Raw genomic sequence first — 25,262 nt, 5'->3', positions numbered from 1 at the left:
TTAAAGGAATACAAAAGACCCTTTCTACATTAGAAAAAGCCTTAGTAACCTACTTTCATATAACGTCAAATATCTTTGTATTCGACCTTTCTAATTGATGCATAGCCGATCAATAAACCAATGAATCCAAGTGAAAGAGGGATAGCAATAATTGAAAATACGGAAAAATTCTCGTTAGTAGAATTGACAAGGGACACTAAAATAAGCGCTGTGATAATCGTAGCTGCCGCTGACTTTTTACGCAGTCCAAAATAGAGAGGAATCAGACTTAATCCTGCTGAGGCTGCTGCACCAAGAAAGCTCTTCATGATATTATCTAAAACAGCTTCTTTTCCAATTTCTCCTGGAATAATATCAAACAGCCGATCCGCCGCATACATGCCTCCCTCGACAATCAACGAAGTAATCATAATATTGATAAATGTAAAAATGACAATAATCAGTAATTTTGCTGCCATAATTTTTTTCCGGCTGATTGGATAAGTAAACATAATATTGATTGAACCATTTTTATATTCGTCAATGATGATTTTCACAATAATAACGGAGGCAAAAATAAGAAATGTACCTCGTATGAGCGAATTGCTGATAAGCATTGCGGCATCAAAATCTTCAAACGGGATATTTGCATCACTTCTTTCAAGAACAAAAAACATGATAATTAAGGCAACAATTGCAATGTTCGCTATCAAAATACCAAGCCAATAATTATATAGCCTGAATTTCTTTATTTCTAAGGATATCAATTTAAGCATGGCCAGCACCTCCATTAATTATTCTCATAAAGTACTCTTCTAACGAATGCTCTTTCCGTTGAATTTTATTAATGAGCACGCCATTTAAAATAAGCACTTTTGATACTTCCGCTTCCGATACATCTGTTTCATAGATACGTATCGTATAGTCACCCATTATTTTAAAATTATCAACCTTCATGAGTTCATGGAGGACATATGTCGATTTCTTCGTGTCATCAACTTGTATCTCTATATATCTAACATTTTCGAAACGGATATTTTCCATTAGCACTTCTTGAAGAAGTTCACCGTCTTTTATAATGCCAATTGTATCTGCTATCTGTTCAATTTCTGCCAGAATATGGCTAGACATAAAGATTGTGATTCCGTAATCGTCCCTCAAATTTTTAAGCAGGGTACGTAATTCCTTGATGCCAACTGGATCAAGGCCGTTCAGCGGTTCGTCAAGAATTAAAAGTTCCGGCTTTGTGATGATCGCCCTGGCGAGTCCAAGTCTCTGCTTCATTCCTAAGGAAAACTCCTTTACTTGCTTACCTTCAAAATTCTTTAGTTGGACCATATCCAACGCCCAATCAATTGCCTCTTCATTGTAGTAACCAATATATTCACAATGAATTTTTAAATTTTCTCGTGCAGTCAATTTTTCGTAAAATATTGGATATTCAATCACATTTCCCATCTTTTTAAATACTTCATAAGAGGTCGGTGTTAATTTTTGTCCGAAAATACTCGTCTCACCCTTTGTTGGTTTGACCAAGTTTGTGATTATTCGCAATACTGTCGTTTTGCCTGCCCCATTCGGCCCTAGGAAGCCGTAGATTTCTCCTCTTCTTACATGAAGGTTTACATTCGATACTACCTCATTTCCATTGTATACTTTAGTCAAATTGCTTGTTTGCAGAATATACTCCATTGTCTTTCTCACTCCTTTTATCTTCCAAATTCAGTATATCGAAGGAAGTTCACATTTTTATTACCTATTACTTAAGAATTCCTTACTTTTTCCATTAAAGCTGTTCAAAAAAATCGTTGCCCTACCAACACATCTTGGTAAGGCAACAGGTGTTTTTTAAGTTTTTTCACAGCCTATACAGACCTTTTTTTCTGCTCAATTAACCGCAATAGATGTATCCCTTCAAAGCGGATTGATTTAGCCAGGGTATTTTTGCAGCTTCACTAAAAAGGAGGTTTTTTGAAACGGCTTACTTGAAAAGGTTATTTGCCCACCCATTTCTTCTACCAGCCTTTTCGTAATCGTTAGCCCTAATCCGCTGCCTTGGTTAACCCTGCTTCTGGAATCATCCATTGTATAGAGCCGTTCAAAAACTTGATCTTTATGTAATTCACTGATTCCTTTTCCTTTATCAAATACCTCGATAGTAACAAACTGCTGATCACTCATAATCTCTACTCCGAGCGTTTTACCTTCTTGGCCATGATGAATCGAATTTTTGATCAGGTTATGTAACACTCGTTCAATTTCTATGTTGTTCCCGTAGGCATAATAGGAATCCTCTGGAATGTTAATCGACACGTCAAAGCCTTTATTAGTTAACACTTCATAATAATCGAGGATTATTTTCCGGCATACCTCACTTATGTTGACTTTTGAAATCTCTATTTCCCGATCTCCTGCTTCAAGTTTCGTCAGCTCAAAAAAACGGTTGATCAATTCGAGGACTTCCACTGTTTTGGCATTAACCGTATGTAATAATTCGTTCTTTTTTTCGTTAGTAAGATTGTTGTCATTTAATAAAATTTCTGTATAGCCGAGCACGACCGTTAGAGGTGTTTTCAAATCATGGGAAATATTCGATAACATTCTCCTCATGGATTGTTCAATTTTACGATTGTCCGTTTCCATTACATGGGTAACATCCAGCAGCCGGTTGATTTGGACTAACAAAGACTTCATATGGTGTTCCTCGGTGAAGAGGAGTAATTTTTCACTCTTTTTATTTTCGATGATTTGCTGCAGCTCTTCATGAACTTTTTGAAGCTCATTACGCTGAAGGCTCCGCTTGTAAAATAGGTATATGTTTAAGCAAAGGGACAGTCCTAACAAAATGGTTAGATAGATCATTGATTTACAGTTCCCCTAACCTATATCCGATTCCCCATAGTGTCTTAATATATTTGGGGTTAGAAGGTTCATCCTCCACTTTTTCTCTCAGCCTTCGGATATGTACATTGATTACATTCATATCCTGCACATACTCTTCCTGCCAGACAAGCTGGTATAGCTGCTCCTTCGTGAATGCCTGGGTTGGCTTTGAAACGAGCAGCCTTAGAATGCCAAATTCTTTCGCTGTCAGCTTGATCTCTTGATCGTATTTTTTTACAGAATAACTTTCTAAATCGATTACCAGGTCCCCGACTTGCTTAATGGTGTCCTTGTTGGTTGCCTCGCTTTTTCGGTAGCTCGTCGTTCTTCGAATTAGTGCATTTACCCGGGCTGTTAATTCAATCAGCGAAAAAGGCTTGGCAATATAATCATCTGCACCAAGTCTTAATCCGAGTGCTTTGTCCACTGGCTCATCCTTGGCGGACATGATCAGTACTGGTACATAACTGTGCAGTCGAATCATCCGCAGACATTCAAGACCGTCAATAGTAGGAAGCATCAAATCCAGCAGTATTAAATCAACATTTTTCTTCTCGTTGAATAGGCGTAAAGCTTCTTCTCCGTCATATACAGACAGCACTGTATAGCCTTCCTTCGATAGACTCTCGCCTACCATTTTACTAATGGCTCTATCATCTTCAATAAGCAATATTGTATGGTTCAAGAAATAATCACTCCCCTTGTAAAAATTTTCATAAGATGCTGCTCATCCCCTTACAATATAACACATCACTATATGGTATTTACGTTAAAAAACCGATAGGAACACCCTATCGGTTTTTTATTTCTAAATAATCTATCCTTATAGAAGACCTGCTTCCGTTTTCAGTTGCTGCATAAGGTCTTTGACTGTAAGAGCGCGTACTTTCTCAAAACCGACTCCTGCCCACATGGACATTGCCTGGGGGTTTTCCTTTACTAGCGCTTGTTTTCGAATTAATTGAGTTATGAAATGAAGCGTCGGATAAGCTGCAGGTGCAACTGCTTCGTATCGTTGCATAAAATCATTTTCAAGACCTCTTGCCAGTCTTCCTGTAAATGTGCGCGTTAATTTTGTATTTGTAAACTGCTGCTCTATTAAAGCACGCTTATATATTGGGTTGGCCCCACTTTCTTCACAGCAAATGAATGCTGTACCAAGCTGAACTGCTGCTGCCCCTGCCTGTAAAAGTTCCTTTATTTGCTCCCCGTCCATAATGCCTCCTGCTGCAATGACAGGTATCTCAACCGTTTCAAGTACATCTGCAAGCAGATCAATCAGCGGTTTGTTGCCTATTGGATCTGTATTCTTAAAGGAAGCCCGGTGACCGCCTGCCTCTATCCCTTGCAGACACACTGCATTGGCACCTGTCTGCTGTGCAATGAGTGCCTCCTTTTCATCCGTCACTGTCACAATTGTATAAGTCCCGTTCTCTTGCAAATCACTAATAATCTCTTTACTTGGACAGCCAAATGTAAAGCTTGCAGCAGGCACTTTATAATGTTTTAGTAAGGCTAATTTTTCTTCCCATTCATCATCTGACCATGCTGGCAGCTCCAGTTTCATTTGCCAATCTTTTTCTAATATTGTTTTGTATGCTTCCACTTCTTCTTGCTTATCAGTTTCACGGGTCGGAACAAATACATTTACTCCATACAAAACACCTGCCTGCTCCATGGCGATGATTTCCGTTTCCAAGGCTTCAGCCGTTTTATAGCCGGCTGCCAAAAACCCTAGTCCCCCATTTTCACTAACTGCTGTCGCCAGTGCTACAGTTGAGATTCCCCCAGCCATGGGAGCCTGAATAATCGGATACTTGCAATTTTCTAGCATACTAGTTCCTCCGTCCACATTATTGATTACAGCTTTTTTACAGCTCTTATTTATCGTAACAATTTTCAGATATAATATATAGTTCGTATATTATATAATAGGTATTAAATATTTTGATAGCAGAGGGATGATTATATGGATATCGAGGCACTTAGAGCTTTCAAATATGTAGTTGAATCAGGCAGTATTTCCCAAGCTGCTGAACGGCTGAACTACTCACAGTCCAATGTAACAACCAAAATACATAAGCTCGAACAACAGTTAAAAACAACTTTGTTATACCGTCATAACCGGGGCTGTATCGTGACGCCAAAGGGTGAGGAGCTTTTCCAATACGCTTTACAAATCTTTAAAGCAATTGAACTTGCTGAATGTGCGATGCAGGACCAGGATCACCCTAAAGGTTCCCTGAAAATCGGCTCTATGGAAACGACGGCTGCTGTTCGTTTGCCTGAAATTTTGGCCTGCTACCACAAGGAATTTCCACTAGTGGAGCTTTCATTGCAACCAAGCCCGACGAAACAGCTGGTCGAGGCAATATTACAGTTTGAGATGGATGCTGCGTTCGTTTCTGGTCCAATTGTCCATACGCATCTTCACGCAGAAACAGTGTTTACGGAAAAAATGCTGCTCATTTCTTCGAAAGAGCAGCCAAATTTAGAGTTAGAATCTGCAACCATTCTTGTTTTTAGAGCCGGCTGCTCGTATAGATTCCAACTCGAAAAATATTTACGCTATGCAGGAATTAAATCTTACCGGCTAATGGAATTAGGCTCATTGGAAGCAATTGTCGGCTGTGCAGCGGCAGGGCTAGGCATCACCTTGCTCCCAGAGGCCGTTTACGATACCTATTCAAAATATTATAACCTGTCCTATAGCGAGCTGCCTGAAGAGTTTTCGATCATTGATACACAGCTCATTTCTCATAAGGAAAACCCATCAATAGCCCTCCAGCATTTTCAGCAGCTATTGAAAAAGACGTTGAAAAGTAGAGCTGTCGATAAAGTAGAATGCTAGCTGCTATTGGCAGCTCTTTTTTGGCCAGGGACTAGATTATTAGACATTTCCGGGGGCGATAATAGACAAAATCAATTGATTAATAGACAGATTTCTTTCGTTAATAGACAATCTAGGCACGATAATAGACAATTCGGTCCCATTAATAGACAATTACTAAAATACTCTAGGACATTTTTTCAAGTATCAAAAAATCCTTCGTTTTGTTGTAAGGGATGCTATGCTTTTCGCAAAAATGTATAAGCTCCTCAAATAAATCTGCTGGCGCAAAAGAAGCAAGGCGTATTGAAAACCCTTCTGTTGTTTTAATAGCAGCCGATTTTGTCTGCCAGCCAGTTCGTTTAAAATTAACTTGTTTAATGCTATTTTTGTCCACGCGTTTTTCATATAATTTCAGCCAAAGAAAATATGTTGTGAATGTTACATCATCTGCTCCGATGATAAATTCATACTTTATAAAAAGGGCGATAAGATTGATCGCCACTACAATTAACAACACTGCCGTAAGATAGACGGAATCCCATGCCATTCCTAATAAAGGCATTTGTAAAGCTGCCAATATTATATGTACCCCTTGCTGCGTCCTTGCTTTGTAAACCATGATCCCCCTCCTTTGTTTGTATCTGATATGCAGCTTGATAACGATCGATTAATAAATTCAGCTCCTTCTTAAGCGAAGTATCGTTACCCCTTTAAGTTGTCTCAAATGGTTTTTACCCGAAAGATTTTTAGGAGTAATTCTAAACTTTCCAATTGCTTCTAGCATTCTCCGCACGTAATATTGACAGCACGTTTCGCGAGCATCTTATCCAGCTGTCCTACAGGCATCTGCTTCTCCGCTGGCATAATCAGCATAACGGAAAACCGTTCACCTTCTTCAATAACTTTTCCACACTTTGAACAGCTTAGCTCTACCTCTTTAAAATGGTCTTTTAGTTTTTCCAGCATTTTTTGTCGCCTCTCTTTAAAATGTTATTTACCGTTTATTATACAATAAAAGGAAATATCCTGTAGTATCAATGGTCTTGTGAAAGCTCTGAAAAACCCACTAAACCAAGCTATATTTTGAACCAAACCATCATCCATTTCTGAATACCTAAAAATACTCCCCAGCATATCAAGCCCGCCCCAAAGGCAAGAAAAATGTGCAGATTATATTTGAGGGCTACATATACTCCTACAAGTAATGCGATCGTTGCAGGTAAACCGATAATCACACCTAGCAGGAATTGCTGAAGCTGCGCAGATGGCTGCCCCTGTATCTTCAGCCACATCAAACTCAGTAAACTGACTAAAGGTAACGCAGCTATAATTCCTCCATACAGCGGAAATCTTCTCGCGAGTTCCGTAACGGCCCCTATTAAACAAGCTGAAATGACTACCTTAATTACCGTATACATCTTTTGCCGCCTCACTTAACAAGTGAAATGCTTCTTCCACATGCTTTTGCTCTTCAGTTGATAACCGGGCGAAAACCTTCTCCAGCTTCTCACCGTCCAGTTCCGTATTTTCCTTTACGACCTTTATTCCCAGCTCACTTAGCGTAAGGTTGACAACCCGTTGATCCTCCGCAGAACGTTCTTTCATTACCCACCTTTGCTGTTCTAGCTTTTTAATATGTTCAGAAGCGGTATTATGCGATATTTGAAAGGCATCCGCAATTTTCCTAACAGTGACGCCCTCCTCTTTTTGAATCAATTGTAAAATACGTACACTTTGATGCGTAATATTCTGCTGCTGCGTTGGATGCAGGTAATAATAAATCGATGTAAAGCATTCATTTAATTTCTCCATTTCCTTTAACACTCCTTTTATATCGTTACATACGATTATATCGTATATATGGATATACTCAAACGATATACTTCTCAAAAAAATCCCATGTGAAACTGAAAATAAAAAAGACCTCCCATTTGAATAACAGGAACAGGTTCGGTACATGGGGAGAAAACCTTAAAAAGCATGGCCTACGGGGACGCAATTCACACTTGAATTGATGTCCCTATTCTTGTTGGTATATCAATGTTTATGGTGATTATTGATAGGAAATAGCATTACAATTGGTAAATAAATCATCAAAAGTACATAAATTTATGTACCCCTGCTAATTGGAATGCTAATAAGCTTGTTAATTAGAGGTTGGAATAAGTTTTTGTAAATAATTTTAAACATCTGAAAGTATCGAAGAGGACAAGGGTCTTTGTGCTAAAATAAATGATAAGGGGACGGCTTATTCGACAAACGCAGGCAGATTGTTAAAAAGCATTATTTAATCGCCGGAGGAAGATTTATGAAAAAAACTTTTGGGTTATCCATTATCCTTTTCACATTAATACTTGCCTCGTGTGAGGGAGTCTCAACTGCCTCAACGTTGATGGTGATTGAAAAAGGTCAGTCAAGCACCAACAAAGAATATTGGATTAAGGCATATGACCCTAACAATCAAGACAAAGAAGAAGCATTTAAGATAATGATACAAGAAAAGATGGTTTGGAACCTTATCGAGGAAGATAAAGAGTATTTCGCCTTGTATTCAGAAAAAGGAGATAATCTTCGGATTTTAGAAGACATTCAGCAGTAGTGGTTGGGAAAGGGTAATGCTAAGTGTCATCCTCTCCCAACAATAGAGCTCGTTTGCCGAATAAAGTATGAGACAAAAAAATGCTCAGGCATAATAAACCTGGGCATTTTTTCTTGCTTTTTATACTATTAATTTGGATGTGAACCATACACTAATTGGGGTGCGTTTTGCATTTTCTCCCCATCAACCGAACACGTTACCATTTGAGGCCCGTTTCTTTGCTGTCCTATTTGTTTTCATCGATTAATATTTCCATCATTTCAGCCGACACACCTTGATCTAACTGAGCATATTCATTGTTTCTTACCAACTCAATTTGATCTCCTGCAGGGCTTACCCAAAGTTCATACAGCATAGCCTTTGCCTCTACATCAGGATCTTTAAATTGGAAGATGAACAAGTAATCCGGAGGACGTTCCCTCTCTACCTTCGCTTTTTCCCAACGAGCATTCTGGATAATTGCCCGGACCTTTTCGACTTTCCTTTGCGCTGTTACTTTTTTGAACTCCTCATACTTCTCCTCTTCTCCAACCCGCTTCTCAATAAGTATATATTGATCACTATAAAAAACTGGCTTTGAACAAGCAGTCAATAAAATAAAACATACTCCCGTTACTACAACAACATAATAGAGATTCTTCATTCGTCTCTCCTTTTTCCATATATGTCGTTTTGTACTTTGGAAAGTTACAAAATACATATTATGAAAGGAGAATTATTCAGGATATATGCCACCAAGGAAGTCATTTACGGATTTTCTGTATTCACTTCTTTTGTCATACCAATATAATGGCAGCCTAGATCTAAAATAATAAAACGGTTATCTTTTTTGTATCCAAACCGGTGACCATCAACCTGTACCTAAAATGATACCTATCGTAATCAAAAAAATGATTCGTTTCATGCGATCACTTTCCTAGCCCTATTATTCCTTTTCTCTATCCTCTACCTGCAAATCCATGGCTAACCTCACCATATCCGCACATTGAATACCGTTTTCAAAAATCGGTTCCTCATAATGGCGTAAAAAGAAATCCCGGTCAATATGAGTTATCCGAAAGCCGCATTTTTGATACAGAGCCAGCTGTCCAATACTGGAATTACCGGTTCCTACTTCAATTGTTTGATAGCCTTCTCTACGCGCTGTTTCTATCGCATGCTGAATCAGCGCTTTCCCATACCCTTTATGCTGCTCAGATTCATCCACCGCAATGTTTACGAGCTCCATCGTCGCAGGTCTTGTTGGCAGTAAGCTGTATACACCAACTATTTTTTTCTCTTGCTCCATCACATAGCATTGCGCTCTTTCCATATACTGGCGCACGATTTTCTCTGACGGATCTGCCAACAGCAGTAAATCCATCGGGAGCAGCTCTTTTTTTTCTAGTTTTCTAATCATTGCTTTCACCTCTAACTATGCTTTGTACCAGGCAGGGACAACCTTTGTAAAGCCTTCATGATCTTCGATGAAACGCTCGACATGACGCAGCATCACTTCTTCATTGCCTTGCCTATGCCCCCAAACAATTGAAGAGAAAACATTCATCGCTAAATAGAGTGCATACAGTTCCCAAAAAGTATAAGGCGGTTTCCCGTTATGATAGCCTTCAATCATGCCAATCGCAAAAGGGATACTTTTTTCAGTACTGAACATACCGAGTTTGTTGAAGTCAAATATTGGATCGCCCCAATCAAAGCGGCCAAAATCAATGGCACCAGCATATTTTCCATTTTCAACAATCAGGTTCGACAGGTGAAAATCGTCATGCTGCAGCACGCATGGCCGTCCCTTCATTAATGGAATCCGCTCTTCGATAAAGCGGATGATCTGGTCATCCCCCGCTACTTTTATCGACAATTTCGGATACTGCTCTACATAGCGCTTATATTTGGAAAGCTGGTAGTCGTACCAAGTATTTTCCTCTGCTTCAATGGAGTGAATTTTCAAAAGATCCTGGCTTGCCTCCCACCCAATAGCATACTGTTCTGCTTCTGTTAATGTTTCAATAACTTCCTCTGCATCGCTTCCTTCGATAAAGGAGGTCACCATCTTTCCCTCTTCCATTGCAATAGGACGAAGCGTTTTGGCACCAAGCTGCTCAAGCTTCCGCAATAGCTCAAATTCCTGCTCCCGCCGCTCTTGGTTTCCTTCAAACAGCCGTACAAGTACTTTTTCATCTCCGTCTTGTACAACAAATTTTTGATCGTTTGAAAATCCTTTCGTAAGATGACGAAGGACTGTGTATTGTTCCAGCATGATTTCCCTCCCTTTTCAATCGGCCGCCTCTCATTCAATAAAAATCACTGTCTTACAATGCACTTTCCATGAAAGAAAACGCTTCTTTCTTTTCTGACGCCCACTCCTTAAACAGCTCAAAATCTGTATAAACCTGCTTTTTATATGCCATTGCTTGGAGGATAGTGCTATTTACAAACATGTCATGATGAACGCCAATCCGCTCTAAAATTTCATCTTCGCTATGGTAAGTGAACACATCCGAGTAGTCGATATCTGCCCTTGCGTGGATTTTCGCCGCAATTTTTCCCATAATGTCGGCTGTTACGATATAATCATCCACTGATTTATAATGCTTCGGCTTTACCTTTTTCTTATAGGGAGAGCGCTCTCTCACATAATAGTCCTGCCCGTCCATCGTTACGTACGTCAAATGCGGGTCTTCTAAATGGTGCATTGCTTTCTGTGTGCCTACAACACGGGCTCCCTGATGCTCAAAGACAGCCCAAAACTTCTCAGAGTACGGCAGAAAATAGGCTGGAATGGCTGTACGCACTTCCTTCATTTCCAATACCAGATCTTCCTCTCCTGCTGCATCTTTCTGACCCTTGACTAAAATATAGTATCGCTTTAGGCCAATGGACGCTGTACCCGAACCAAACTTGAGTGCAATATCTTTAATTACATAGTCTGACAGCACTTGTTGAATGGCTGTATTAGTTTCTGCCGGTACCGGCTGCACTTCATCGCTCCAGACAAATACCCGCTTGCCATTCTTCACCTCTGTAATATCCTGGAGCAAGTGAGAGCGTTGGCGGCTTTCAAGCTTTTTGAGGATTTTCTTAATGGGTCCTTTTGTATTCTCCTTTGTGAAACGCAGTGTAAAAGCATCATCCTTTTTCTTTTGGAAACGGCCAAGCTGCTTCAGATAGCTGTTTAAAAAGGATTGGATTACTCGTTCCTGCTCCGTTTCTTCTATTAACTGCTCATCCATATACAGTCCAATACTGACACTCATACGAATGAGATCATATAAATAGGAACCGACATACCCCTCGTCAAAATCATTAACATCGTAGACGATTTCTCCTTTTTCATTTTGGAATGCACCGAAATTGTCCATATGCATATCCCCCATGATCCATGTCGGTCTATTGTCGAGCGTATGGAAAATGGATGGGGATTTTGTCATATCATAATAAAATAAATAAGCCGAGCCGCGGAAGAATCGAAACGGGCTTTCCAGCATCTTGCTGTATTTCTCCATCCGCTGTTCTAGTGTCAGCTGCATACACTGCTCATCAAATTCATCAAAGATTATGGCAATCTGTTGCCCGCGTAATTCTGTACGCGTCTCCCGTACCCGAGATAATAAAGCATCTTCCATCCCATTTCCCCCTGTTCTTCTGTTCATACTACTTCCTAACTTTTGATTGTTAAAGAATACTCAAAATCTGGATTTTCATTTACTCCTAGCATATCATAATCGCTCAAAAGCTGAATGTATTTTTTTGTAATTTAGTACACGCTAAATGAATTCTGCAAAATGAGACAAAACAAAAAAGAACGAGAAATCATTTTTCCCGTTCTTCCTATGTTTCTTGTTATTCATTATTAGTCTCGTTCAACATATTGTGAAGATTTCGCTGGCGTTCTTCTCTTTTTCTTTGCTGATCCAGCAATCGATCGACATACTGCTTTTCTTCTTCAGCTGTTAATAGCCTCGTTGCCTTGCCAATCGTGCCGTTTTGAGATGCCCAAATTTCATTATGAACTTCCACCGCATTTGAGAAGTCGCCCCTTTTCCAGGCAGTCAGTGTCTCATCGTAAAAGGAAGCGTTCTTGAAATCTTCTTTTTGCTCGTCCAGTTTTTGCAGCATCGCATCAATCAGCTCTTCTGTCACTACGACTTCATCCCATTTATCAGAAGCGTAAACTTTTTGATGCGTCATCGCATGAATCTCCTGCTTAAATACCCATTCCGGTGTATTTTCTTCTACTGTCTGCAAACTCGATTTCATTTGATCCTTTTTATAATATTCGAGTCCTACAAAAATACCAGCAGCAATAATTCCAACTGATAGGATGCCTATGATCACTTTTTTCATATTACTCCTCCGAACGTTTTCCTGTTTGCTAGCTTGTACCAAATATTAACATAATCGTTTGTATTTTTTCAATTCATATATTACAATCGCTCTACTTAATAATATAACTATATGAAATTCTATCTCTAAAGTACCCTTCAATTCTTCTATTATATTATATTGTCTCTATCCATCTAAATATTACTTTAAAGTTGGATAGAGACAGAAAGAATCGTTAAAAGACTCCATAAATAGAAAGTTTGGATTCCAAATAACATATGTTTTAATGTTCTATACTTCTGGCTCTATTTTGAATAGCTTCAGATATAGCACCATACTGATTAATGCACTGCACAGAATCACACTAAATATCAGTATCGAGGGTAACCAAGTAGATAGAAAAACAGTAATTGGCGCCAACATACGTCCTATTGTAAATTGCATATTCGCGAGTCCCATATACTGCGCTCTTGCCTGTTCAGGAGCGTACCTGCTTACAAAATGATAAAGCACCGGTGCACGGACAATTTCGCCGAATGTAAATACAACAGTCAGCAGACACAATAGCCAAAAATTCGTTGTGAACCCTACGGCGAACATGCCAAAGCCTGCAAGCAGACAAGATAAAATAAACACTCGTTGATCTGTCCATTTCTTTAGCCATTTCGTCACAGGCAGAATAAACAGGACGAATAACACACCATTTAACCCAAGCATCCAGCCGAGGACTTCAGCCCCGCCTAATTCTATCAGCCAATTCCCCACTTGCCAAATCGTTTGTAAAGGAACATGCTCCGTGACATATACCGCTAAATACAAATCGAGCTGCATGATGGCAACAACCGAAAATATTCCTGCCAAAATGTAGTACATAAATGCCCGGTCCCTCATAATCACTTTCATGTCAGCCAATTGTTTTATAAATAGCTGAAGTATGGACGTTCTCTGCCTGTTAGTTATTTGCGGCATCGTCTCCTCAATGGCTATAAAAATAACCGCCGTATAAAGAAACAAAACAACCGAGCAGCTCCACAGCAGCCATATACGATATTCAAAAAATAGGATGGCTCCAATAACAGGACCTAGTACGGCGCCGATATTTTTGAATGTGATAAAGGTTGCAAAAACCTCTTTCCGATGATTTTCTTCAACCAAGTCGGCGACCATAGCATCACTTGCAGGTTTATATAGTGCTCCTCCGATACTGATTCCTAGAAAAGCAATATAATCAAGTAAAGACGAAGAAGATAAGGCAAATAGTGCAAACATGCACGCCTGAATACTAGCACCAATCAGCATGACAGGACGTCTCCCTGCTGTATCCGCGATATTTCCTCCAATTATATTGCCGATCAAGCTAATCAATGGAGGAACCATCATCATCAGTCCCGCCCATGACAAACCGATTGCCTGGCTAAAATAGAGAGCCAAGAACGGGAAATACATCCAGTATAATAAATTAAAAAGTGTCTCCCCTATAAGCCTGATTTTCAAATTTCGATCCCAATGGTGTTTTGTCAAATTCCTTATTCCTATCCATTTAAATTCCCGGCCGAGTACCCTAATCGTATGAGATTTTTTGGAAGAAATATAGACTTATACTGAAAAATATTTTATACTAATAATATGAAAATCAAATAAACACTCTTTCTACTTTGAGTGGAGCAAAAAACGAACACTTGTTTCTTTTTTGATAATTATAATAAAAACGTGTTGTCCATAACGGAGCAACACGTTTTATTGTTTTAAAGGTGAGCCTGCCTTTTAACCTTCAATACTTTATTACGGCTTACAAGCAATAATAGAACAATAATGAAGGACGGAATGGCATAAACCTGGCCCACAAACAGCTTCCAGTTCATCACATCATATCCTTCCGGAGCCGGAGCGAACAAAGTAAGCATTAGCACTGTCGCATAAACGACAAAGGAATATAAAATGATTGCCGTTGCCCCCATCCCTTTTCCTCTTCTATATGCGAGCTCATCAATCCAGACAACTAGAAAATGTTTCAACATATCCATCCTTAACCGCATCCCCCTTATGCTGCTTTTCGAATAGACATAGAGAAATTCTTCCTCATAACGCTCCCGCCAAGCCTTTGGGTACAGCTTCAACCATTTCATAATAACCCCAGCCTCCTTTGTCCTATCGAAACAATACTATCTAATGTTTGCAGATGCTGTGTAAGATGCTCTCTGCCTTCCTGTGTCAGCTCATATGGCCGCCGCTTCTTTTCCCCCGCCAGTGCACGAATGTATCCGTTGTCTTCAAGTCTCTTCAAGGCCCCATATAATGTTCCCGGTCCCATCGTATAGTTGTAATGCTGTTCAATATCCTCCATGATCAGATATCCGTGCTTCATACCTTCTGCCAGACTTGTCAATATCAAAATGCTTGGATCGTAATGCTGTGCCATTCACCTGTCACCCCTTTATTACGTTTTGCGATATATCGTATGTTGTAATAATACTTCAGACAAGCGAAAATGTAAACCGCTGGAAAAATTAATCTATTATCATTCTTCTTTATAGCGGGTGCCCATAAGAGCAATAATTTTAAATACGGGGGAGAATCAAGATGAAATTCATTTCCCTTGCTATTTCCTACTAAATATTATTCTGCTAAAGTAGTAATATATAGCATTTAAGTAAATCTTTAAATATCAAGGAAGAAGGTATATTATGGAGTCTTTGAAAGACCAACCTATACATTCAAAGAAGGAATTCAGCCCAAAAGATGCGATAACTGTATTTGGTTCATTTACATTCATCTGTATGGCTGTCATCTTTATTTTTGTAGTTTATGATCTGTTTACAATCCAGCATTTCCTATCATTCAGCCAGCCCATCAGTATGGCAGTGTCTGTAGTGATTGCTTCTATGGGTCTTATTATGTTTGGAGTGATTTTAACGCTGTTCACACCTTCAAACTATATAGATGAAACCAACATGAGCTATCAAAACTATTCTGTGTTACATATTTTTTGGTTTATGTTTTTCGGGGCATTATTTGAGGAGCTTTTGTTTAGGGGAATTATTCAAAATTTAATTTTTCTTTTTGTAGATAGCTGGTGGACTGCAATAATCATTACTACGTTATTGTTTTTATGTTTCCATGTTCAGTATTTTAAGAAGCCGCTAATGTTATTAAATATAACTATTCCGAGCTTAATTTTTGGCTGGATATATTTCAAAACAAACAATATTTTAGCGCCTTTTGCTGTGCATTTCCTCATGAACTTCGCAATGACGCTGTTATTCAAATACCATTTAATAAAAGTGAAATCATAACTTTACTTCCCAGCAGTTTGACCTCATGTAATTTTTAATTGAGGTCTTTTTTAATCCCGTCCCGACAAGATTAGCAGACAGCGTTACCTAAGTAGTTAATTACCGGGCTTTCCGCCTAAATGAAAACCATCTACACGCTGTTACACGAAAAAGATGGATTGAAAACCCTGTTCCAATCCACCTTCACACGTACTTTGTCTGAAATTATTTATTGTTAATGAAGCATATTAGTTTCCCATGCTTTACATTTATCAAATTCCAGCGACATATAAGTGGTCGTGTTGCTGCTTGCTTATGCCTTCCTTTACTTCCACTAGCTTTTCCTCTAAGTCCTGCTCCAATTTTACTGTTTCAAGTGACTCTATTCTTCTAATTTGCCCTTTCATTTTTCTGCCTTCTTTATCAGCCGAATCGTTTATATACCGACATAGATGCGTACTGGGCGACTAAAAATTTCTGCTTCTATATATTTTTCTGTTGGCTTGTTCGTATGATAAGTGACTTGATTTAACAGGATATTGTTTCGTAAGAATGCTTCATAGTTTTTAAGCATCTCGCGAGACTCTTCGTCTGTACTAAAATTGATCGAGATATATTGTTCTACTGGTAAGCCCCATTTTTTTCTGGCATCCTGTATGGCTCGGATCAGCTCTCTCATTTGCCCTTCCTGAAGCAATTCATCTGTTAGATGGATATCGAGCAATACACGACATGCTCCTTCTTCTGCGAGAACATAACGGTCTTCTACAACCGATTCCTTGATTACATGCTCAGCAAGTAAAAGAAATTCTTCTTTCTCTATCGTTACTTTCAGCTTTCCTTCTAACTGCAGCGCTTTCTTCTGTGCTTCTGACATTTGGAAGACAAACTCCTTTATTTTATTAACATGTTTTCCAAACGCTGCCCCTGCCGCTTTAAAATTCATCTTAAAATGAACGCTTGTAAATGCTGAAAAGTCTTCCAGCCACTTTACTTCTTTTACATTCAATTCTTCACTGATAATGTCATTGTACGACTCATATACCGTCGCAGAGCCTTTGATATTCACAAACATCTTTGCAAGCGGCTGCTTTGTTTTAATTGCCTTTTCGTTACGGAGACTGCGGCCGAGTTCCACCACTGTCAGCACCTGCTGCATTTCTTTTTCAAGCTCGGTATTCATAACATCCTGCTGTGCCTTCGGATAATGCTCCAAATGGACGCTTTTATTGTGAAGCTGCCTATAGATATCCTCAGCGATAAATGGCGTAAACGGTGCTAACATTTTGCTGACAGTTGATAATACCTCATGCAGCGTGCTGAACGCCGCACATTTATCTGAAGACATGCCTTTTGCCCAAAACCGTGTACGGGAACGGCGGATATACCAGTTGCTCAATTCCTCTACAAAGTGAGCAATCTCTCTTACTGCCTGTGTGAATTGATACAGCTCCATATTGTCTGTCACCGTTTGAATCGTATGGTGAAGTCTTGATAACATCCATCGATCCATTTTTGTGCGTTCACCTGTATTTTGAGGATCATAAGTGAAACTATCAATTTCGGCATAGAGCTGATAAAACTTGAATGTATTATCCAGTGTATCCACCAGCTTTGATTTTGCTTCCTGCACATTGCGGATCGAAAAGCGTTTGGGATTCCACGGGGAACTGTCCACCAATAACGACCATCTCAGTGCATCCGCTCCGTATTGGTTCATTAATTCAACAGGATCAAGTGCGTTTCCTTTACTTTTTGACATCTTTTGTCCGTTTTCATCGAGCACATGCCCTAAGGACAGCACCTTTTTATACGGCGCTTTTCCTGTGAACAATGTAGAAACAGCCAGTAAACTATAGAAAAACCCCCGTGTCTGATCAATTCCTTCAATCACCACATCCGCTGGAAACTGCTCCTGAAATTTATCGGTATTTGTAAACGGATAATGATGCTGGGCAAATGGCATCGAGCCGCTGTCAAACCAGACATCGATGACCTCTGGCGTACGGTTCATCTCCCCGCCGCATTTTCTGCATGTGCAGACTACTTCGTCGATATATGGTTTATGCAGCTCCAAAGAATCGGTTAAAGGATTTTTAGACATTACGCTAAGGGCTTCCCTGCTTTCGGGAGCTTCTTCGTATCCGCAGTCCTCGCAAACCCATACATTCAGCGGGGTCCCCCAGTAGCGGTTCCTGCTGATATTCCAATCTACCGCATTTTCCAGAAAATTGCCGAACCGTCCGTGTTTGATATACTCCGGATACCAGGTTACCTGCTCATTGTTTTGCAGCATTTGTTTCTTTTGCGAAGTCATATCAATGAACCAGCTGTCCGTCGCATAATAAAGCAGCGGTGAATCACAGCGCCAGCAGTGTGGATAACTATGCTCATACTTTTCCTTTGAAAACAGCAGCTGTTTGTCTGCAAGCAGTTTGATGATGTCAACATCGCACCCTTTGACAAACCGTCCTGCCAACTCCGCTACCTCAGCTGTATAGCATCCTTTTGGATCTACAACATTCACAAAGGAAAAACCGTTGTTCTTTATTATTCTATAATCTTCATCCCCGTAAGCTGGCGCAATATGAACAACTCCTGTACCGCTCTGTCCTGTTACATAATCAGCCAGTACCACTTTATGGCCTTTTTCAACTGTTACAAAGTCAAATGGCGGAACATAAGACTCGCCCTCGAATTCCTTTCCGCTATGTTCACTTAAGATATCAACCGATTGTTTGAACACTTTTTCAACGAGAGTTTTCGCTACGACATAGATTTCATTTTCGTATTTCACCCGTACATAAGTTAATGCCGGATTCACCGCTAGTGCTACATTAGCAGGCAATGTCCAAGGCGTCGTCGTCCAGCCGAGGAAATACTCGCCGCGGCCTTTCCTTTTAAACTTTACAGTTGCTGATAAATCCTTCACATCCTTATAGCCCTGCGCAACTTCATGCGAGCTCAGTGACGTCTGGCAGCTTGGGCAGTACGGTGAAACACGGTGCCCTTTATACAAAAGGTTATTTTTGTGAATATGGCTCAAGATGTTCCAAACGGACTCGATGTAGTCATTGCTGAGTGTTACATATGGATCGTCCATATCCACCCAATAACCGAGCTGCTCGGTAAAAGAGCGCCATTTTCCCTCATACGTAAAAACACTCTCCTTGCACTTTTGGATAAATGCTTCCACACCGTATTTCTCGATCTCCTGTTTACCAGAGATACCAAGTTGTTTCTCGACGCCTAATTCTACCGGCAGTCCATGGGTATCCCAGCCTGCTTTTCGCTCCACCCGAAATCCCTGCATCGTTTGATAACGGGCGACTACATCCTTAATCGTCCTGCCCAATGCATGCCCGACATGGGGCAGTCCATTGGCAGTCGGAGGGCCTTCGTAAAAGACAAAAGCTTTGCTGTCCCTGCGGCTTTCAACCGTCGCTTTAAATACCCCTTCCTCTTCCCATTGTTTACGGATGTTCTTTTCTCTTTCTGTAATTGTTTCTTTCTTTGATTTAGCTTGCATGTTTGTTCCTCCTATACAAAAGTGTATAAAAGGCATACAAAAAACCCCGTCCCAAGCAAGGGACGAGGTTTACCCGCGATTACCACCCTAATTCTATTGGAAACGCTCCAATAGCACTCAGCAACGTACAATCATACGCGTTCCTTTTAACGGTAGACACCCGGATTGACCTACTTGTGCTTTCGGTCAATCTTCTCGGAGAGGATTTTCATGTAGCATCTGCACACCGACTTCCACCAAAATGCCGGCTCTCTGTAGAACAAAATGAAACACTACTCTTTCTCGTCAACGAATTTTGTATGCTTTTTATTGAGAATTATCTTAACAAACAGATAATTCCATGTCAATAATAAGAATGCCTATTTTTATCCAAAAACGAACGGATAATTAACGGGATATTTTTCTCCGATATTTAAAAGTCACCAGGCCGAAAACAACATAGAGACCTCTTACTAAAAACAACAGGGAGCTCCTCTATAGTATCCTTTGATACATTGCCCATTCATTTGCTTTCTTGACTAATTCATCAGCATACTGCTGCTTAGCTTGCTGGTATTGGTGATGATTCTCAGGGAACTGTTCAGCTAATAGCAGCTTATGTTCTCCGTACTCCCTCGCGTCTTTAGGGTGCTGTAATAAATATGCTTTAAAAGTAAGGTGGATGTCGATGTGTTCATTTCCTCTTTGAAAAATATGCAGGTGATGGGTTCTGTTTTCTGCTCCCTTTGTAAAATACCGTCTGCCTGTAATACCGTTCTCTCCTTTAGCTGTATAGCCAAGTGCGATCAGCTTTTCGGTATATGCATCAACTCTTTCCATATCTTGTACAACCATTAACATATCAATAATCGGCTTAGCAAAACCGATAGCAGAGATTGAAGTACTGCCGATATGGAACAAACTAATAATGTCATCTGTAAAAATATTATGTAAGACTTCCTCTTCCTTGCGGTAGGATTCAGCCCACTCCTCGGTCCATCCCTTTATATTTGTTTTTCTCAAATACGCCCTCTTTTCTCCTAAAATCCACTTCGGCTTTTAATCTTCTGCTCAATGACATCAGCTGCTTTTACAGGACCCCCTGCCTGGTGGAATGTATGAGCTAGTTTTTCAGCGTTTTTTTGATAGCTCACATCCCCCGATATTTTGGCTACAGCCTTCACTAGACTGCTCGGCCGGTCATCCTTTAGCTTAATGCCTGCCCCCAGTTCAACTGTCCGTTCCGTAACAAGCAGCTGCTCGCTATGCTGCGGGAACAGCACCATTGGCACACCGAAATACAAACTTTCGTTTACACTGTTCATGCCAGAATGTGTGATAAAAATATCTGCCTGCTGTAAAATGGCAATTTGATCTACGTGCTGTTGGATTGTAAAATTGGCCGGTATACTCCCAAGTGCATCGACATCTGTCTTACTGCCAACTGACATCACCACATCATAATCTGTATTTTTAAAAGCTTCGAGACAGTGCTTGTAAAAATGCTTATTTTGATTTAGCACTGTTCCGAGAGAAATATAAATCAGCTTGTTATGACGTTCCTTCAACTCTTCTTTTGCCGATTGTGTGATGGAAGGACCTACAAAAGCATAGCGGTCAGAAAAAGTGTCCGCAAGCGGCTGGAATTCTTTTGATGTGTAGACAATCGTATCGGTTTCATTATTATTTTCAATTATGGTAATAAAATTGGCCACATGATAGCCATGAGACTGAAGCAGCTTCACCTTTTGCTTGATGCGTGGCATCCCGATTATCATTTTCACGATTTCTTTTATACTGCGCTTCATCAGCTTTGCTGTATGTCGATTAAAAGCAAATGTTGTCGTCGAACAGATATAGCGGATATCTAACTTTTCGGCGAACAGTTTACCCCAAAAACAGATAGAGTCAGAAACGATACAATCCGGCTTAAAAGCTGTCAGTTCCTCACATACGATTTTGTCCATCGCGATGGTCGTATCTACAACCATTTCAATTAATGCTGCAAAGTCTTTTCCGGCCTTACGCTCCAATTCTTTCGCTGCTAAAGTGGGAAGGAACGAATCACATTCGATAAACCGAGCGCCCGTCTCCTCTATTTTTGCTTTAAATTCTAAAAAAGAATAATACCAAACCTCATGTCCTCTTTTCACAAGCTCTGCAATTACAGGAATTGTTGGATTCGTATGGCCGTGTGCAGGTATAGAGAAAAAGACGATTTTACTCATTCTAGCTCCTCCTCAACTGGCTCTGACCTTCGAATTAGTTCCGCAAATTCAAGAAAGCGATCGCTGTTAAGAAGCGCAATGCCTTTCGTAGCATCTTCACCGAGCACAATGAGTTTATCCCCTGGTTGAATTTGATACATTTCTCTTGCTTCTTTTGGAATGACTATCTGTCCTCGTTCTCCTACTTTTACAACACCAAAAAAGTGCTTTCCTTGTGGACCAAGCTGCTTTGCCTCGTCTTCACTCAGATTGCTGGATAATTGGTCGAGCGAAACACTGAAAATTTCTGCAAGCACCTTACATTTATGAATATCAGGAAGCGCCTCATCATTCTCCCATTTAGCGACTGTCTGGCGGGATACATCAATTCGTTCAGCCAAAGCCTCCTGACTCATTTTGTTCTTCTTTCGTAAAATTCGAATATTCATACCGATCATACCGTCATCTCCTTGTACTTTTACTATAAGTAAGAGAAGAAAGGAAGTCTATCAACTTTCCAGCGCATTTTTTGTTAAAAATAGTAGCAAAATGATTAGATATATGTTGTATTCACCTGCGTATTACATCTGACAGACCTTTTGTTAAGTACATCATTTCTTGTAATTCTTGCTGGTAGATTCCATTTTGTGATAACATAAAACCGTCCAGACGGTACAGTAAAGGAGAAGCAAATGAATACAAAACGTGAAAATAAGAAGCAGCTTTTACTGAATACGGCAAAACAGCTGCTATTCTCAGGTGAATTAGATATATTAACGCTCGATGCAGTCGCAAAAGCGGCAAATGTCAGTAAGGGGGGGCTGCTCTATCATTTCCCGACAAAAGAGGCATTGCTCACTGAATTGGCTTCTTCCATATTTATTGAAATGAGAGAACGGTTCCTTATGATTGCCGAGCAATCCCCTGCAAGTGATTATCATTATACAGCCGCATTGATTGAAGTTACTGAGGAGGACTTAATTGCCAATGCGGAGCTGAATGTCGCCCTGCAGGCGCAAACTGCTATTTCCCAGGTTCTTCAGGAGCAATTATCGTTCATTTACCAGCAGATGCTCGCTCATCTCCAGAAAGATACCTTGCCTGTCTCTAAAAAGCAGATTGTACGATTCGCTTTGGACGGCCTGTATTATAATCAATTATTTAAAATTGCACCAATTACTAAACAGGAACTGCGAGCTGTGCTGAAAGATTTAAAACAGTTCATCAAGGAGGGCTAGCAATGGGCTATTTATGGTTGGCAATCGCTATTATTGCCGAGGTGTTTGGCAGCTCAATGCTGAAACTCACAGAAGGATTTAAGCGACTCCTCCCGTCTCTTGGTGTCGTTGCGGGTTATGCAGTCGCATTTTATGGACTCTCTCTTGCCTTGAAAGAACTGCCGCTGGGGGTAGCCTACGCCATTTGGGCCGGGGTCGGTACCGCATTAACCGCACTTGTCGGTATTCTTTTTTATAAAGAAGCGCTTAATATCAAAAAATCTATCGGTATATTATTGATCATTGGCGGCGTTGTCCTGCTAAATAGCGGAATATAGGAGGGAAATATGAAAGGTTATATGTATTTAAGCATTTCGATACTCGCTGAAATTGCAGGAACGTTTTCCTTGAAGTTTTCAGAAGGATTTACTGTTTTACTTCCTTCGATCATTGTAGTTATCGGATATGGGCTGGCGTTTTATATGCTGAGTAAATCACTAACCTATATGCCGTTAAGCCTTGCCTATGCTATATGGTCAGGAGTCGGCACTGCCCTTACAGCTGTTTTGGGCATTGTATTTTTAGATGATCCACTAAGTCTAGCCGGTATTTTAGGGATTCTTTGTATTATTGGCGGTGTTGTTTTGATGAACAATACGTCTAATGAGCACGACAGTCATTCTTTAGAGAAATCGTAGATAGGTGTAAATCAATTACTTGGACTCACACATTTTGTTTCAAAAAAATAGAAAAGGAGGATCTCCTTTTCTATTCTCCATACCGTATAAAATAGAAGCCTTTTCGTTCAGCCCACTCTCCATAGTAAATCTTGGACAGGTCCTCAATGCCTTCCTTCCTTAATTGTGCTAACAGCCATTCTCTACTTTTCCCTGCTTTTTGCAGCTCTTTTTCTTCTATCTCTCCTTCATCAACAAATAAGAAAGTTGGCTCATTTTCAGGTGGTTCCAAGTCAATCATAACTGGAGTAACTGCTTCTTCTTTTGCTTTTGGCAGCACACTTAGAGATCCATTCGTCTCTAGCGTCGCATGTTCTATTTCGGACACCGAAAAGTATCCTTGTCCCCGAAGTAAAGTTCGCAGCTGTTCCATCTCTATTTTATTTTTCTCTAACGCTTTTATATTCACTTTCCCTTTCCTTATTAGATCCGAACATTCACCTTTAAGCAGTTTTCTGAACCATTCAGACTTCATCGCTAATTTCTCAATGGTATAAATCAGCACTGCCCATACAAAGATTGCATACACAATATGAAACGCCGACACTTTCTCATCATAGATCCCCTCTTCTAAGAAGCTTCCTAGAACAAGTAAATAAACGAAATCGAATGGCGTAACTTGCGAGAGCTCTTTCTTGCCAAGTACCCGGATGACAATGAGTAAGCTGATCAGACCGACAATTATTTTTATCGTAATACTTGTATACATATAAGTTACCTCCTAATCTATAGCTAACTTGCTATATTCATTCCCTCTTCATTTGTTTATGAACCTTCCAGTTAATGACTAGTAATTTAACTGTGTATTTTTATAGTCGCGTAAATAGAGGAAGAGCAGATTGTAGCAATCTATAATTATTTGAATAACAGCGGTGCCTGCTGCATCTTCGCATGATAAAAACATCTCCTACTACTTACCAGGAGATGTTTCAGATTGATATATCTTTTACATAGTTAATGGAATTCCAGAGCAAACATCCATCTACTTAAACTACCAAATTTACAGATTACAAGGAATTCTACTAGCGGATGATACTTTTTAGTTAAATATCACCACATCATTTTCGTTTTGCTAATTAATTTTATTACTTCTAAATAGTAATGGTGGTTAGTATGAGTGGAAAATGTTACCCGTTATATTTTAATAAAATGTATGCTAACATCCGTATTGTATAAGTTGGTTTAATTCTCACGGAGGATACAGGCGTTTAGCTTTGCATGAAAGCATGGAGAATGATTCTCGTAAAAAGCGAAGAATGAAACATTCTGGGGAGGCTGCTTATGGAGATTAAGAGACTAATGCAAATCCATTAGTGGAAGTTTGATTCAACCTATATATCTCATTTATAGTTGGAGGTTTTTAAATGAAGGCAGTGTCTTTAGAAGAAAAATTACAGGAATTATTTTCAGCTTTGCAAACGGTAGAAGGAGTTAAATCAGTCGAGTCAATTCTTAGTACTTTAAGAGATAGAATGATATTCCCCGAAATAACTTCCCTGATCCTTAATACAAGATTTGAACTTCTATATCTATTCGAGCAGCAAAAAGTGATACTTCTAACAATAAAAAAAGGAATTGCTTTAGATTCGGTTTGTATCGAAGAAATCAATCTGATTGATAAGTATAAGAGTACAATCGAAAGCACTATAAATGAGCTCGTCAAAGCGGAGTCGCTCAATATTTTTTAACCCTGGCACATTCAAT

General features: G+C 39.8%; 30 protein-coding genes and 1 other annotated feature. Of the genes, 7 read left to right on the top strand and 23 right to left on the bottom strand.

Annotated elements, in window-relative coordinates; genetic code table 11:
- Positions 1 to 65: 65 nt before the first annotated feature.
- From AA0Y26_RS10695 to AA0Y26_RS10675, 5 genes are all read right to left on the bottom strand, one after another.
- Positions 66 to 755, bottom strand: coding sequence for an ABC transporter permease (locus tag AA0Y26_RS10695; protein WP_413367700.1), 690 nt, complete (start codon positions 753 to 755; stop codon positions 66 to 68).
- Positions 748 to 1,671 (bottom strand): ATP-binding cassette domain-containing protein, encoded by a 924-nt coding sequence (locus AA0Y26_RS10690; RefSeq protein ID WP_413367698.1) that lies wholly within the window; start codon positions 1,669 to 1,671, stop codon positions 748 to 750. Before AA0Y26_RS10690 ends, AA0Y26_RS10695 begins: the two co-directional genes overlap by 8 nt.
- A 237-nt stretch (positions 1,672 to 1,908) precedes the next feature.
- The gene (locus AA0Y26_RS10685) at positions 1,909 to 2,841 is read right to left on the bottom strand and encodes a sensor histidine kinase (RefSeq protein WP_413367696.1); all 933 of its coding nucleotides are present in this window, start codon (positions 2,839 to 2,841) and stop codon (positions 1,909 to 1,911) included.
- A 4-nt stretch (positions 2,842 to 2,845) separates the two neighbouring features.
- Entirely contained in the window at positions 2,846 to 3,547 is a 702-nt protein-coding gene (locus AA0Y26_RS10680; RefSeq protein ID WP_413367694.1) for a winged helix-turn-helix domain-containing protein, read from the bottom strand.
- Between the two features lie 138 nt (positions 3,548 to 3,685).
- On the bottom strand, positions 3,686 to 4,696 hold the full coding sequence (locus AA0Y26_RS10675; protein WP_413367692.1) for an NAD(P)H-dependent flavin oxidoreductase: 1,011 nt from the start codon (positions 4,694 to 4,696) through the stop codon (positions 3,686 to 3,688).
- 135 nt (positions 4,697 to 4,831) lie between these two features.
- On the opposite strand from AA0Y26_RS10675, the gene AA0Y26_RS10670 reads away from it, so the two are divergent.
- Positions 4,832 to 5,713 (top strand): LysR family transcriptional regulator, encoded by an 882-nt coding sequence (locus tag AA0Y26_RS10670; RefSeq protein ID WP_413367690.1) that lies wholly within the window; start codon positions 4,832 to 4,834, stop codon positions 5,711 to 5,713.
- 166 nt (positions 5,714 to 5,879) lie between these two features.
- On the opposite strand, the gene AA0Y26_RS10665 is transcribed toward AA0Y26_RS10670, so the two are convergent.
- The 4 genes from AA0Y26_RS10665 to AA0Y26_RS10650 all read right to left on the bottom strand — a co-directional run bounded on the left by AA0Y26_RS10665 (position 5,880) and on the right by AA0Y26_RS10650 (position 7,507).
- Positions 5,880 to 6,314 carry a hypothetical protein gene (locus AA0Y26_RS10665; protein WP_413367688.1) on the bottom strand — a complete coding sequence of 145 codons (435 nt, stop codon included), beginning with the start codon at positions 6,312 to 6,314 and terminating at the stop codon, positions 5,880 to 5,882.
- Between the two features lie 158 nt (positions 6,315 to 6,472).
- Complete coding sequence (locus AA0Y26_RS10660) at positions 6,473 to 6,661, bottom strand: hypothetical protein (protein ID WP_413367686.1); 189 nt, start codon at positions 6,659 to 6,661, stop codon at positions 6,473 to 6,475.
- 110 nt (positions 6,662 to 6,771) lie between these two features.
- Positions 6,772 to 7,113 carry a DUF3147 family protein gene (locus AA0Y26_RS10655; RefSeq protein ID WP_413367684.1) on the bottom strand — a complete coding sequence of 114 codons (342 nt, stop codon included), beginning with the start codon at positions 7,111 to 7,113 and terminating at the stop codon, positions 6,772 to 6,774.
- Positions 7,097 to 7,507: a MarR family winged helix-turn-helix transcriptional regulator gene (locus AA0Y26_RS10650; protein ID WP_413367682.1), complete on the bottom strand. Its 411-nt coding sequence runs from the start codon at positions 7,505 to 7,507 to the stop codon at positions 7,097 to 7,099. Before AA0Y26_RS10650 ends, AA0Y26_RS10655 begins: the two co-directional genes overlap by 17 nt.
- 496 nt (positions 7,508 to 8,003) lie before the next feature.
- Here AA0Y26_RS10650 and AA0Y26_RS10645 point away from each other — a divergent pair, with 496 nt between their 5' ends.
- Positions 8,004 to 8,294: a hypothetical protein gene (locus AA0Y26_RS10645; protein WP_413367680.1), complete on the top strand. Its 291-nt coding sequence runs from the start codon at positions 8,004 to 8,006 to the stop codon at positions 8,292 to 8,294.
- A 226-nt stretch (positions 8,295 to 8,520) separates the two neighbouring features.
- On the opposite strand, the gene AA0Y26_RS10640 is transcribed toward AA0Y26_RS10645, so the two are convergent.
- From AA0Y26_RS10640 to AA0Y26_RS10605, 8 genes are all read right to left on the bottom strand, one after another.
- Positions 8,521 to 8,937, bottom strand: a complete 417-nt coding sequence (locus tag AA0Y26_RS10640) for a hypothetical protein (protein WP_413367678.1) — start codon at positions 8,935 to 8,937, stop codon at positions 8,521 to 8,523.
- A gap of 282 nt (positions 8,938 to 9,219) precedes the next feature.
- Positions 9,220 to 9,693 carry a GNAT family N-acetyltransferase gene (locus tag AA0Y26_RS10635; protein ID WP_413367676.1) on the bottom strand — a complete coding sequence of 158 codons (474 nt, stop codon included), beginning with the start codon at positions 9,691 to 9,693 and terminating at the stop codon, positions 9,220 to 9,222.
- A 15-nt stretch (positions 9,694 to 9,708) separates the two neighbouring features.
- Entirely contained in the window at positions 9,709 to 10,551 is an 843-nt protein-coding gene (locus AA0Y26_RS10630; RefSeq protein WP_413367674.1) for a phosphotransferase family protein, read from the bottom strand.
- 52 nt (positions 10,552 to 10,603) lie between these two features.
- Positions 10,604 to 11,917 carry a DUF2252 domain-containing protein gene (locus tag AA0Y26_RS10625; protein WP_413367672.1) on the bottom strand — a complete coding sequence of 438 codons (1,314 nt, stop codon included), beginning with the start codon at positions 11,915 to 11,917 and terminating at the stop codon, positions 10,604 to 10,606.
- Between the two features lie 217 nt (positions 11,918 to 12,134).
- Complete coding sequence (locus AA0Y26_RS10620) at positions 12,135 to 12,638, bottom strand: DUF6241 domain-containing protein (RefSeq protein ID WP_413367670.1); 504 nt, start codon at positions 12,636 to 12,638, stop codon at positions 12,135 to 12,137.
- Between the two features lie 270 nt (positions 12,639 to 12,908).
- Positions 12,909 to 14,111, bottom strand: coding sequence for an MDR family MFS transporter (locus AA0Y26_RS10615; RefSeq protein WP_413368159.1), 1,203 nt, complete (start codon positions 14,109 to 14,111; stop codon positions 12,909 to 12,911).
- Positions 14,112 to 14,362: 251 nt separating this feature from the next.
- On the bottom strand, positions 14,363 to 14,743 hold the full coding sequence (locus AA0Y26_RS10610) for a DUF4017 family protein (protein ID WP_413367668.1): 381 nt from the start codon (positions 14,741 to 14,743) through the stop codon (positions 14,363 to 14,365).
- The gene (locus AA0Y26_RS10605) at positions 14,740 to 15,036 is read right to left on the bottom strand and encodes a PadR family transcriptional regulator (RefSeq protein WP_413367666.1); all 297 of its coding nucleotides are present in this window, start codon (positions 15,034 to 15,036) and stop codon (positions 14,740 to 14,742) included. Before AA0Y26_RS10605 ends, AA0Y26_RS10610 begins: the two co-directional genes overlap by 4 nt.
- 265 nt (positions 15,037 to 15,301) lie before the next feature.
- On the opposite strand from AA0Y26_RS10605, the gene AA0Y26_RS10600 reads away from it, so the two are divergent.
- Entirely contained in the window at positions 15,302 to 15,910 is a 609-nt protein-coding gene (locus tag AA0Y26_RS10600) for a CPBP family intramembrane glutamic endopeptidase (RefSeq protein ID WP_413367664.1), read from the top strand.
- Between the two features lie 251 nt (positions 15,911 to 16,161).
- Here AA0Y26_RS10600 and AA0Y26_RS10595 read toward each other — a convergent pair whose 3' ends face one another.
- From AA0Y26_RS10595 to AA0Y26_RS10575, 5 genes are all read right to left on the bottom strand, one after another.
- Positions 16,162 to 16,296: a hypothetical protein gene (locus tag AA0Y26_RS10595; RefSeq protein ID WP_413367662.1), complete on the bottom strand. Its 135-nt coding sequence runs from the start codon at positions 16,294 to 16,296 to the stop codon at positions 16,162 to 16,164.
- Between the two features lie 29 nt (positions 16,297 to 16,325).
- The gene (gene ileS, locus AA0Y26_RS10590; protein WP_413367660.1) at positions 16,326 to 19,418 is read right to left on the bottom strand and encodes an isoleucine--tRNA ligase; all 3,093 of its coding nucleotides are present in this window, start codon (positions 19,416 to 19,418) and stop codon (positions 16,326 to 16,328) included.
- A 55-nt stretch (positions 19,419 to 19,473) separates the two neighbouring features.
- Positions 19,474 to 19,716: a binding site (T-box leader), on the bottom strand.
- A gap of 176 nt (positions 19,717 to 19,892) precedes the next feature.
- Positions 19,893 to 20,420, bottom strand: coding sequence for a GrpB family protein (locus AA0Y26_RS10585; protein ID WP_413367658.1), 528 nt, complete (start codon positions 20,418 to 20,420; stop codon positions 19,893 to 19,895).
- 17 nt (positions 20,421 to 20,437) lie between these two features.
- On the bottom strand, positions 20,438 to 21,625 hold the full coding sequence (locus AA0Y26_RS10580; RefSeq protein WP_413367656.1) for a macrolide family glycosyltransferase: 1,188 nt from the start codon (positions 21,623 to 21,625) through the stop codon (positions 20,438 to 20,440).
- Complete coding sequence (locus AA0Y26_RS10575) at positions 21,622 to 22,062, bottom strand: helix-turn-helix domain-containing protein (protein ID WP_413367654.1); 441 nt, start codon at positions 22,060 to 22,062, stop codon at positions 21,622 to 21,624. The genes AA0Y26_RS10580 and AA0Y26_RS10575 overlap by 4 nt, the downstream gene beginning before the upstream one ends.
- 234 nt (positions 22,063 to 22,296) lie before the next feature.
- Here AA0Y26_RS10575 and AA0Y26_RS10570 point away from each other — a divergent pair, with 234 nt between their 5' ends.
- Genes AA0Y26_RS10570 through AA0Y26_RS10560 form a run of 3 tightly spaced genes read left to right on the top strand, consistent with a single transcriptional unit; the run spans position 22,297 to position 23,519 of the window.
- Complete coding sequence (locus AA0Y26_RS10570) at positions 22,297 to 22,842, top strand: TetR/AcrR family transcriptional regulator (RefSeq protein WP_413367652.1); 546 nt, start codon at positions 22,297 to 22,299, stop codon at positions 22,840 to 22,842.
- Between the two features lie 2 nt (positions 22,843 to 22,844).
- Positions 22,845 to 23,159, top strand: a complete 315-nt coding sequence (locus AA0Y26_RS10565; RefSeq protein WP_413367651.1) for a DMT family transporter — start codon at positions 22,845 to 22,847, stop codon at positions 23,157 to 23,159.
- A 9-nt stretch (positions 23,160 to 23,168) separates the two neighbouring features.
- The gene (locus AA0Y26_RS10560; RefSeq protein ID WP_413367649.1) at positions 23,169 to 23,519 is read left to right on the top strand and encodes a DMT family transporter; all 351 of its coding nucleotides are present in this window, start codon (positions 23,169 to 23,171) and stop codon (positions 23,517 to 23,519) included.
- A 70-nt stretch (positions 23,520 to 23,589) separates the two neighbouring features.
- On the opposite strand, the gene AA0Y26_RS10555 is transcribed toward AA0Y26_RS10560, so the two are convergent.
- The gene (locus AA0Y26_RS10555; RefSeq protein WP_413367647.1) at positions 23,590 to 24,267 is read right to left on the bottom strand and encodes a YetF domain-containing protein; all 678 of its coding nucleotides are present in this window, start codon (positions 24,265 to 24,267) and stop codon (positions 23,590 to 23,592) included.
- Between the two features lie 655 nt (positions 24,268 to 24,922).
- Between AA0Y26_RS10555 and AA0Y26_RS10550 the strand changes: the two genes are divergently transcribed.
- Positions 24,923 to 25,246, top strand: a complete 324-nt coding sequence (locus tag AA0Y26_RS10550; protein WP_413367645.1) for a hypothetical protein — start codon at positions 24,923 to 24,925, stop codon at positions 25,244 to 25,246.
- The last annotated feature ends 16 nt before the right edge of the window (positions 25,247 to 25,262 follow it).

The organism is Lysinibacillus canaveralius, from assembly GCF_047301505.1.
Lineage (GTDB): Bacteria > Bacillota > Bacilli > Bacillales_A > Planococcaceae > Lysinibacillus_B.
This window is presented reverse-complemented; position numbering and strand designations above follow the sequence as displayed.

Excerpts from the sequence above, each read along its gene's own strand:
- AA0Y26_RS10640 (WP_413367678.1), bottom strand. The coding sequence starts at position 8,937 with ATGAAGAATCTCTATTATGTTGTTGTAGTAACGGGAGTATGTTTTATT.
- AA0Y26_RS10685 (WP_413367696.1), bottom strand. The coding sequence starts at position 2,841 with ATGATCTATCTAACCATTTTGTTAGGACTGTCCCTTTGCTTAAACATA.
- AA0Y26_RS10560 (WP_413367649.1), top strand. The coding sequence starts at position 23,169 with ATGAAAGGTTATATGTATTTAAGCATTTCGATACTCGCTGAAATTGCA.
- AA0Y26_RS10670 (WP_413367690.1), top strand. The coding sequence starts at position 4,832 with ATGGATATCGAGGCACTTAGAGCTTTCAAATATGTAGTTGAATCAGGC.
- AA0Y26_RS10675 (WP_413367692.1), bottom strand. The coding sequence starts at position 4,696 with ATGCTAGAAAATTGCAAGTATCCGATTATTCAGGCTCCCATGGCTGGG.
- AA0Y26_RS10595 (WP_413367662.1), bottom strand. The coding sequence starts at position 16,296 with ATGAAAGGGCAAATTAGAAGAATAGAGTCACTTGAAACAGTAAAATTG.
- AA0Y26_RS10625 (WP_413367672.1), bottom strand. The coding sequence starts at position 11,917 with ATGGAAGATGCTTTATTATCTCGGGTACGGGAGACGCGTACAGAATTA.
- AA0Y26_RS10580 (WP_413367656.1), bottom strand. The coding sequence starts at position 21,625 with ATGAGTAAAATCGTCTTTTTCTCTATACCTGCACACGGCCATACGAAT.
- AA0Y26_RS10660 (WP_413367686.1), bottom strand. The coding sequence starts at position 6,661 with ATGCTGGAAAAACTAAAAGACCATTTTAAAGAGGTAGAGCTAAGCTGT.
- AA0Y26_RS10600 (WP_413367664.1), top strand. The coding sequence starts at position 15,302 with ATGGAGTCTTTGAAAGACCAACCTATACATTCAAAGAAGGAATTCAGC.
- AA0Y26_RS10565 (WP_413367651.1), top strand. The coding sequence starts at position 22,845 with ATGGGCTATTTATGGTTGGCAATCGCTATTATTGCCGAGGTGTTTGGC.
- AA0Y26_RS10570 (WP_413367652.1), top strand. The coding sequence starts at position 22,297 with ATGAATACAAAACGTGAAAATAAGAAGCAGCTTTTACTGAATACGGCA.
- AA0Y26_RS10665 (WP_413367688.1), bottom strand. The coding sequence starts at position 6,314 with ATGGTTTACAAAGCAAGGACGCAGCAAGGGGTACATATAATATTGGCA.
- AA0Y26_RS10630 (WP_413367674.1), bottom strand. The coding sequence starts at position 10,551 with ATGCTGGAACAATACACAGTCCTTCGTCATCTTACGAAAGGATTTTCA.
- AA0Y26_RS10610 (WP_413367668.1), bottom strand. The coding sequence starts at position 14,743 with ATGAAATGGTTGAAGCTGTACCCAAAGGCTTGGCGGGAGCGTTATGAG.
- AA0Y26_RS10655 (WP_413367684.1), bottom strand. The coding sequence starts at position 7,113 with ATGTATACGGTAATTAAGGTAGTCATTTCAGCTTGTTTAATAGGGGCC.
- AA0Y26_RS10645 (WP_413367680.1), top strand. The coding sequence starts at position 8,004 with ATGAAAAAAACTTTTGGGTTATCCATTATCCTTTTCACATTAATACTT.
- ileS (WP_413367660.1), bottom strand. The coding sequence starts at position 19,418 with ATGCAAGCTAAATCAAAGAAAGAAACAATTACAGAAAGAGAAAAGAAC.
- AA0Y26_RS10650 (WP_413367682.1), bottom strand. The coding sequence starts at position 7,507 with ATGGAGAAATTAAATGAATGCTTTACATCGATTTATTATTACCTGCAT.
- AA0Y26_RS10550 (WP_413367645.1), top strand. The coding sequence starts at position 24,923 with ATGAAGGCAGTGTCTTTAGAAGAAAAATTACAGGAATTATTTTCAGCT.
- AA0Y26_RS10555 (WP_413367647.1), bottom strand. The coding sequence starts at position 24,267 with ATGTATACAAGTATTACGATAAAAATAATTGTCGGTCTGATCAGCTTA.
- AA0Y26_RS10575 (WP_413367654.1), bottom strand. The coding sequence starts at position 22,062 with ATGATCGGTATGAATATTCGAATTTTACGAAAGAAGAACAAAATGAGT.
- AA0Y26_RS10620 (WP_413367670.1), bottom strand. The coding sequence starts at position 12,638 with ATGAAAAAAGTGATCATAGGCATCCTATCAGTTGGAATTATTGCTGCT.
- AA0Y26_RS10635 (WP_413367676.1), bottom strand. The coding sequence starts at position 9,693 with ATGATTAGAAAACTAGAAAAAAAAGAGCTGCTCCCGATGGATTTACTG.
- AA0Y26_RS10695 (WP_413367700.1), bottom strand. The coding sequence starts at position 755 with ATGCTTAAATTGATATCCTTAGAAATAAAGAAATTCAGGCTATATAAT.
- AA0Y26_RS10690 (WP_413367698.1), bottom strand. The coding sequence starts at position 1,671 with ATGGAGTATATTCTGCAAACAAGCAATTTGACTAAAGTATACAATGGA.
- AA0Y26_RS10605 (WP_413367666.1), bottom strand. The coding sequence starts at position 15,036 with ATGGCACAGCATTACGATCCAAGCATTTTGATATTGACAAGTCTGGCA.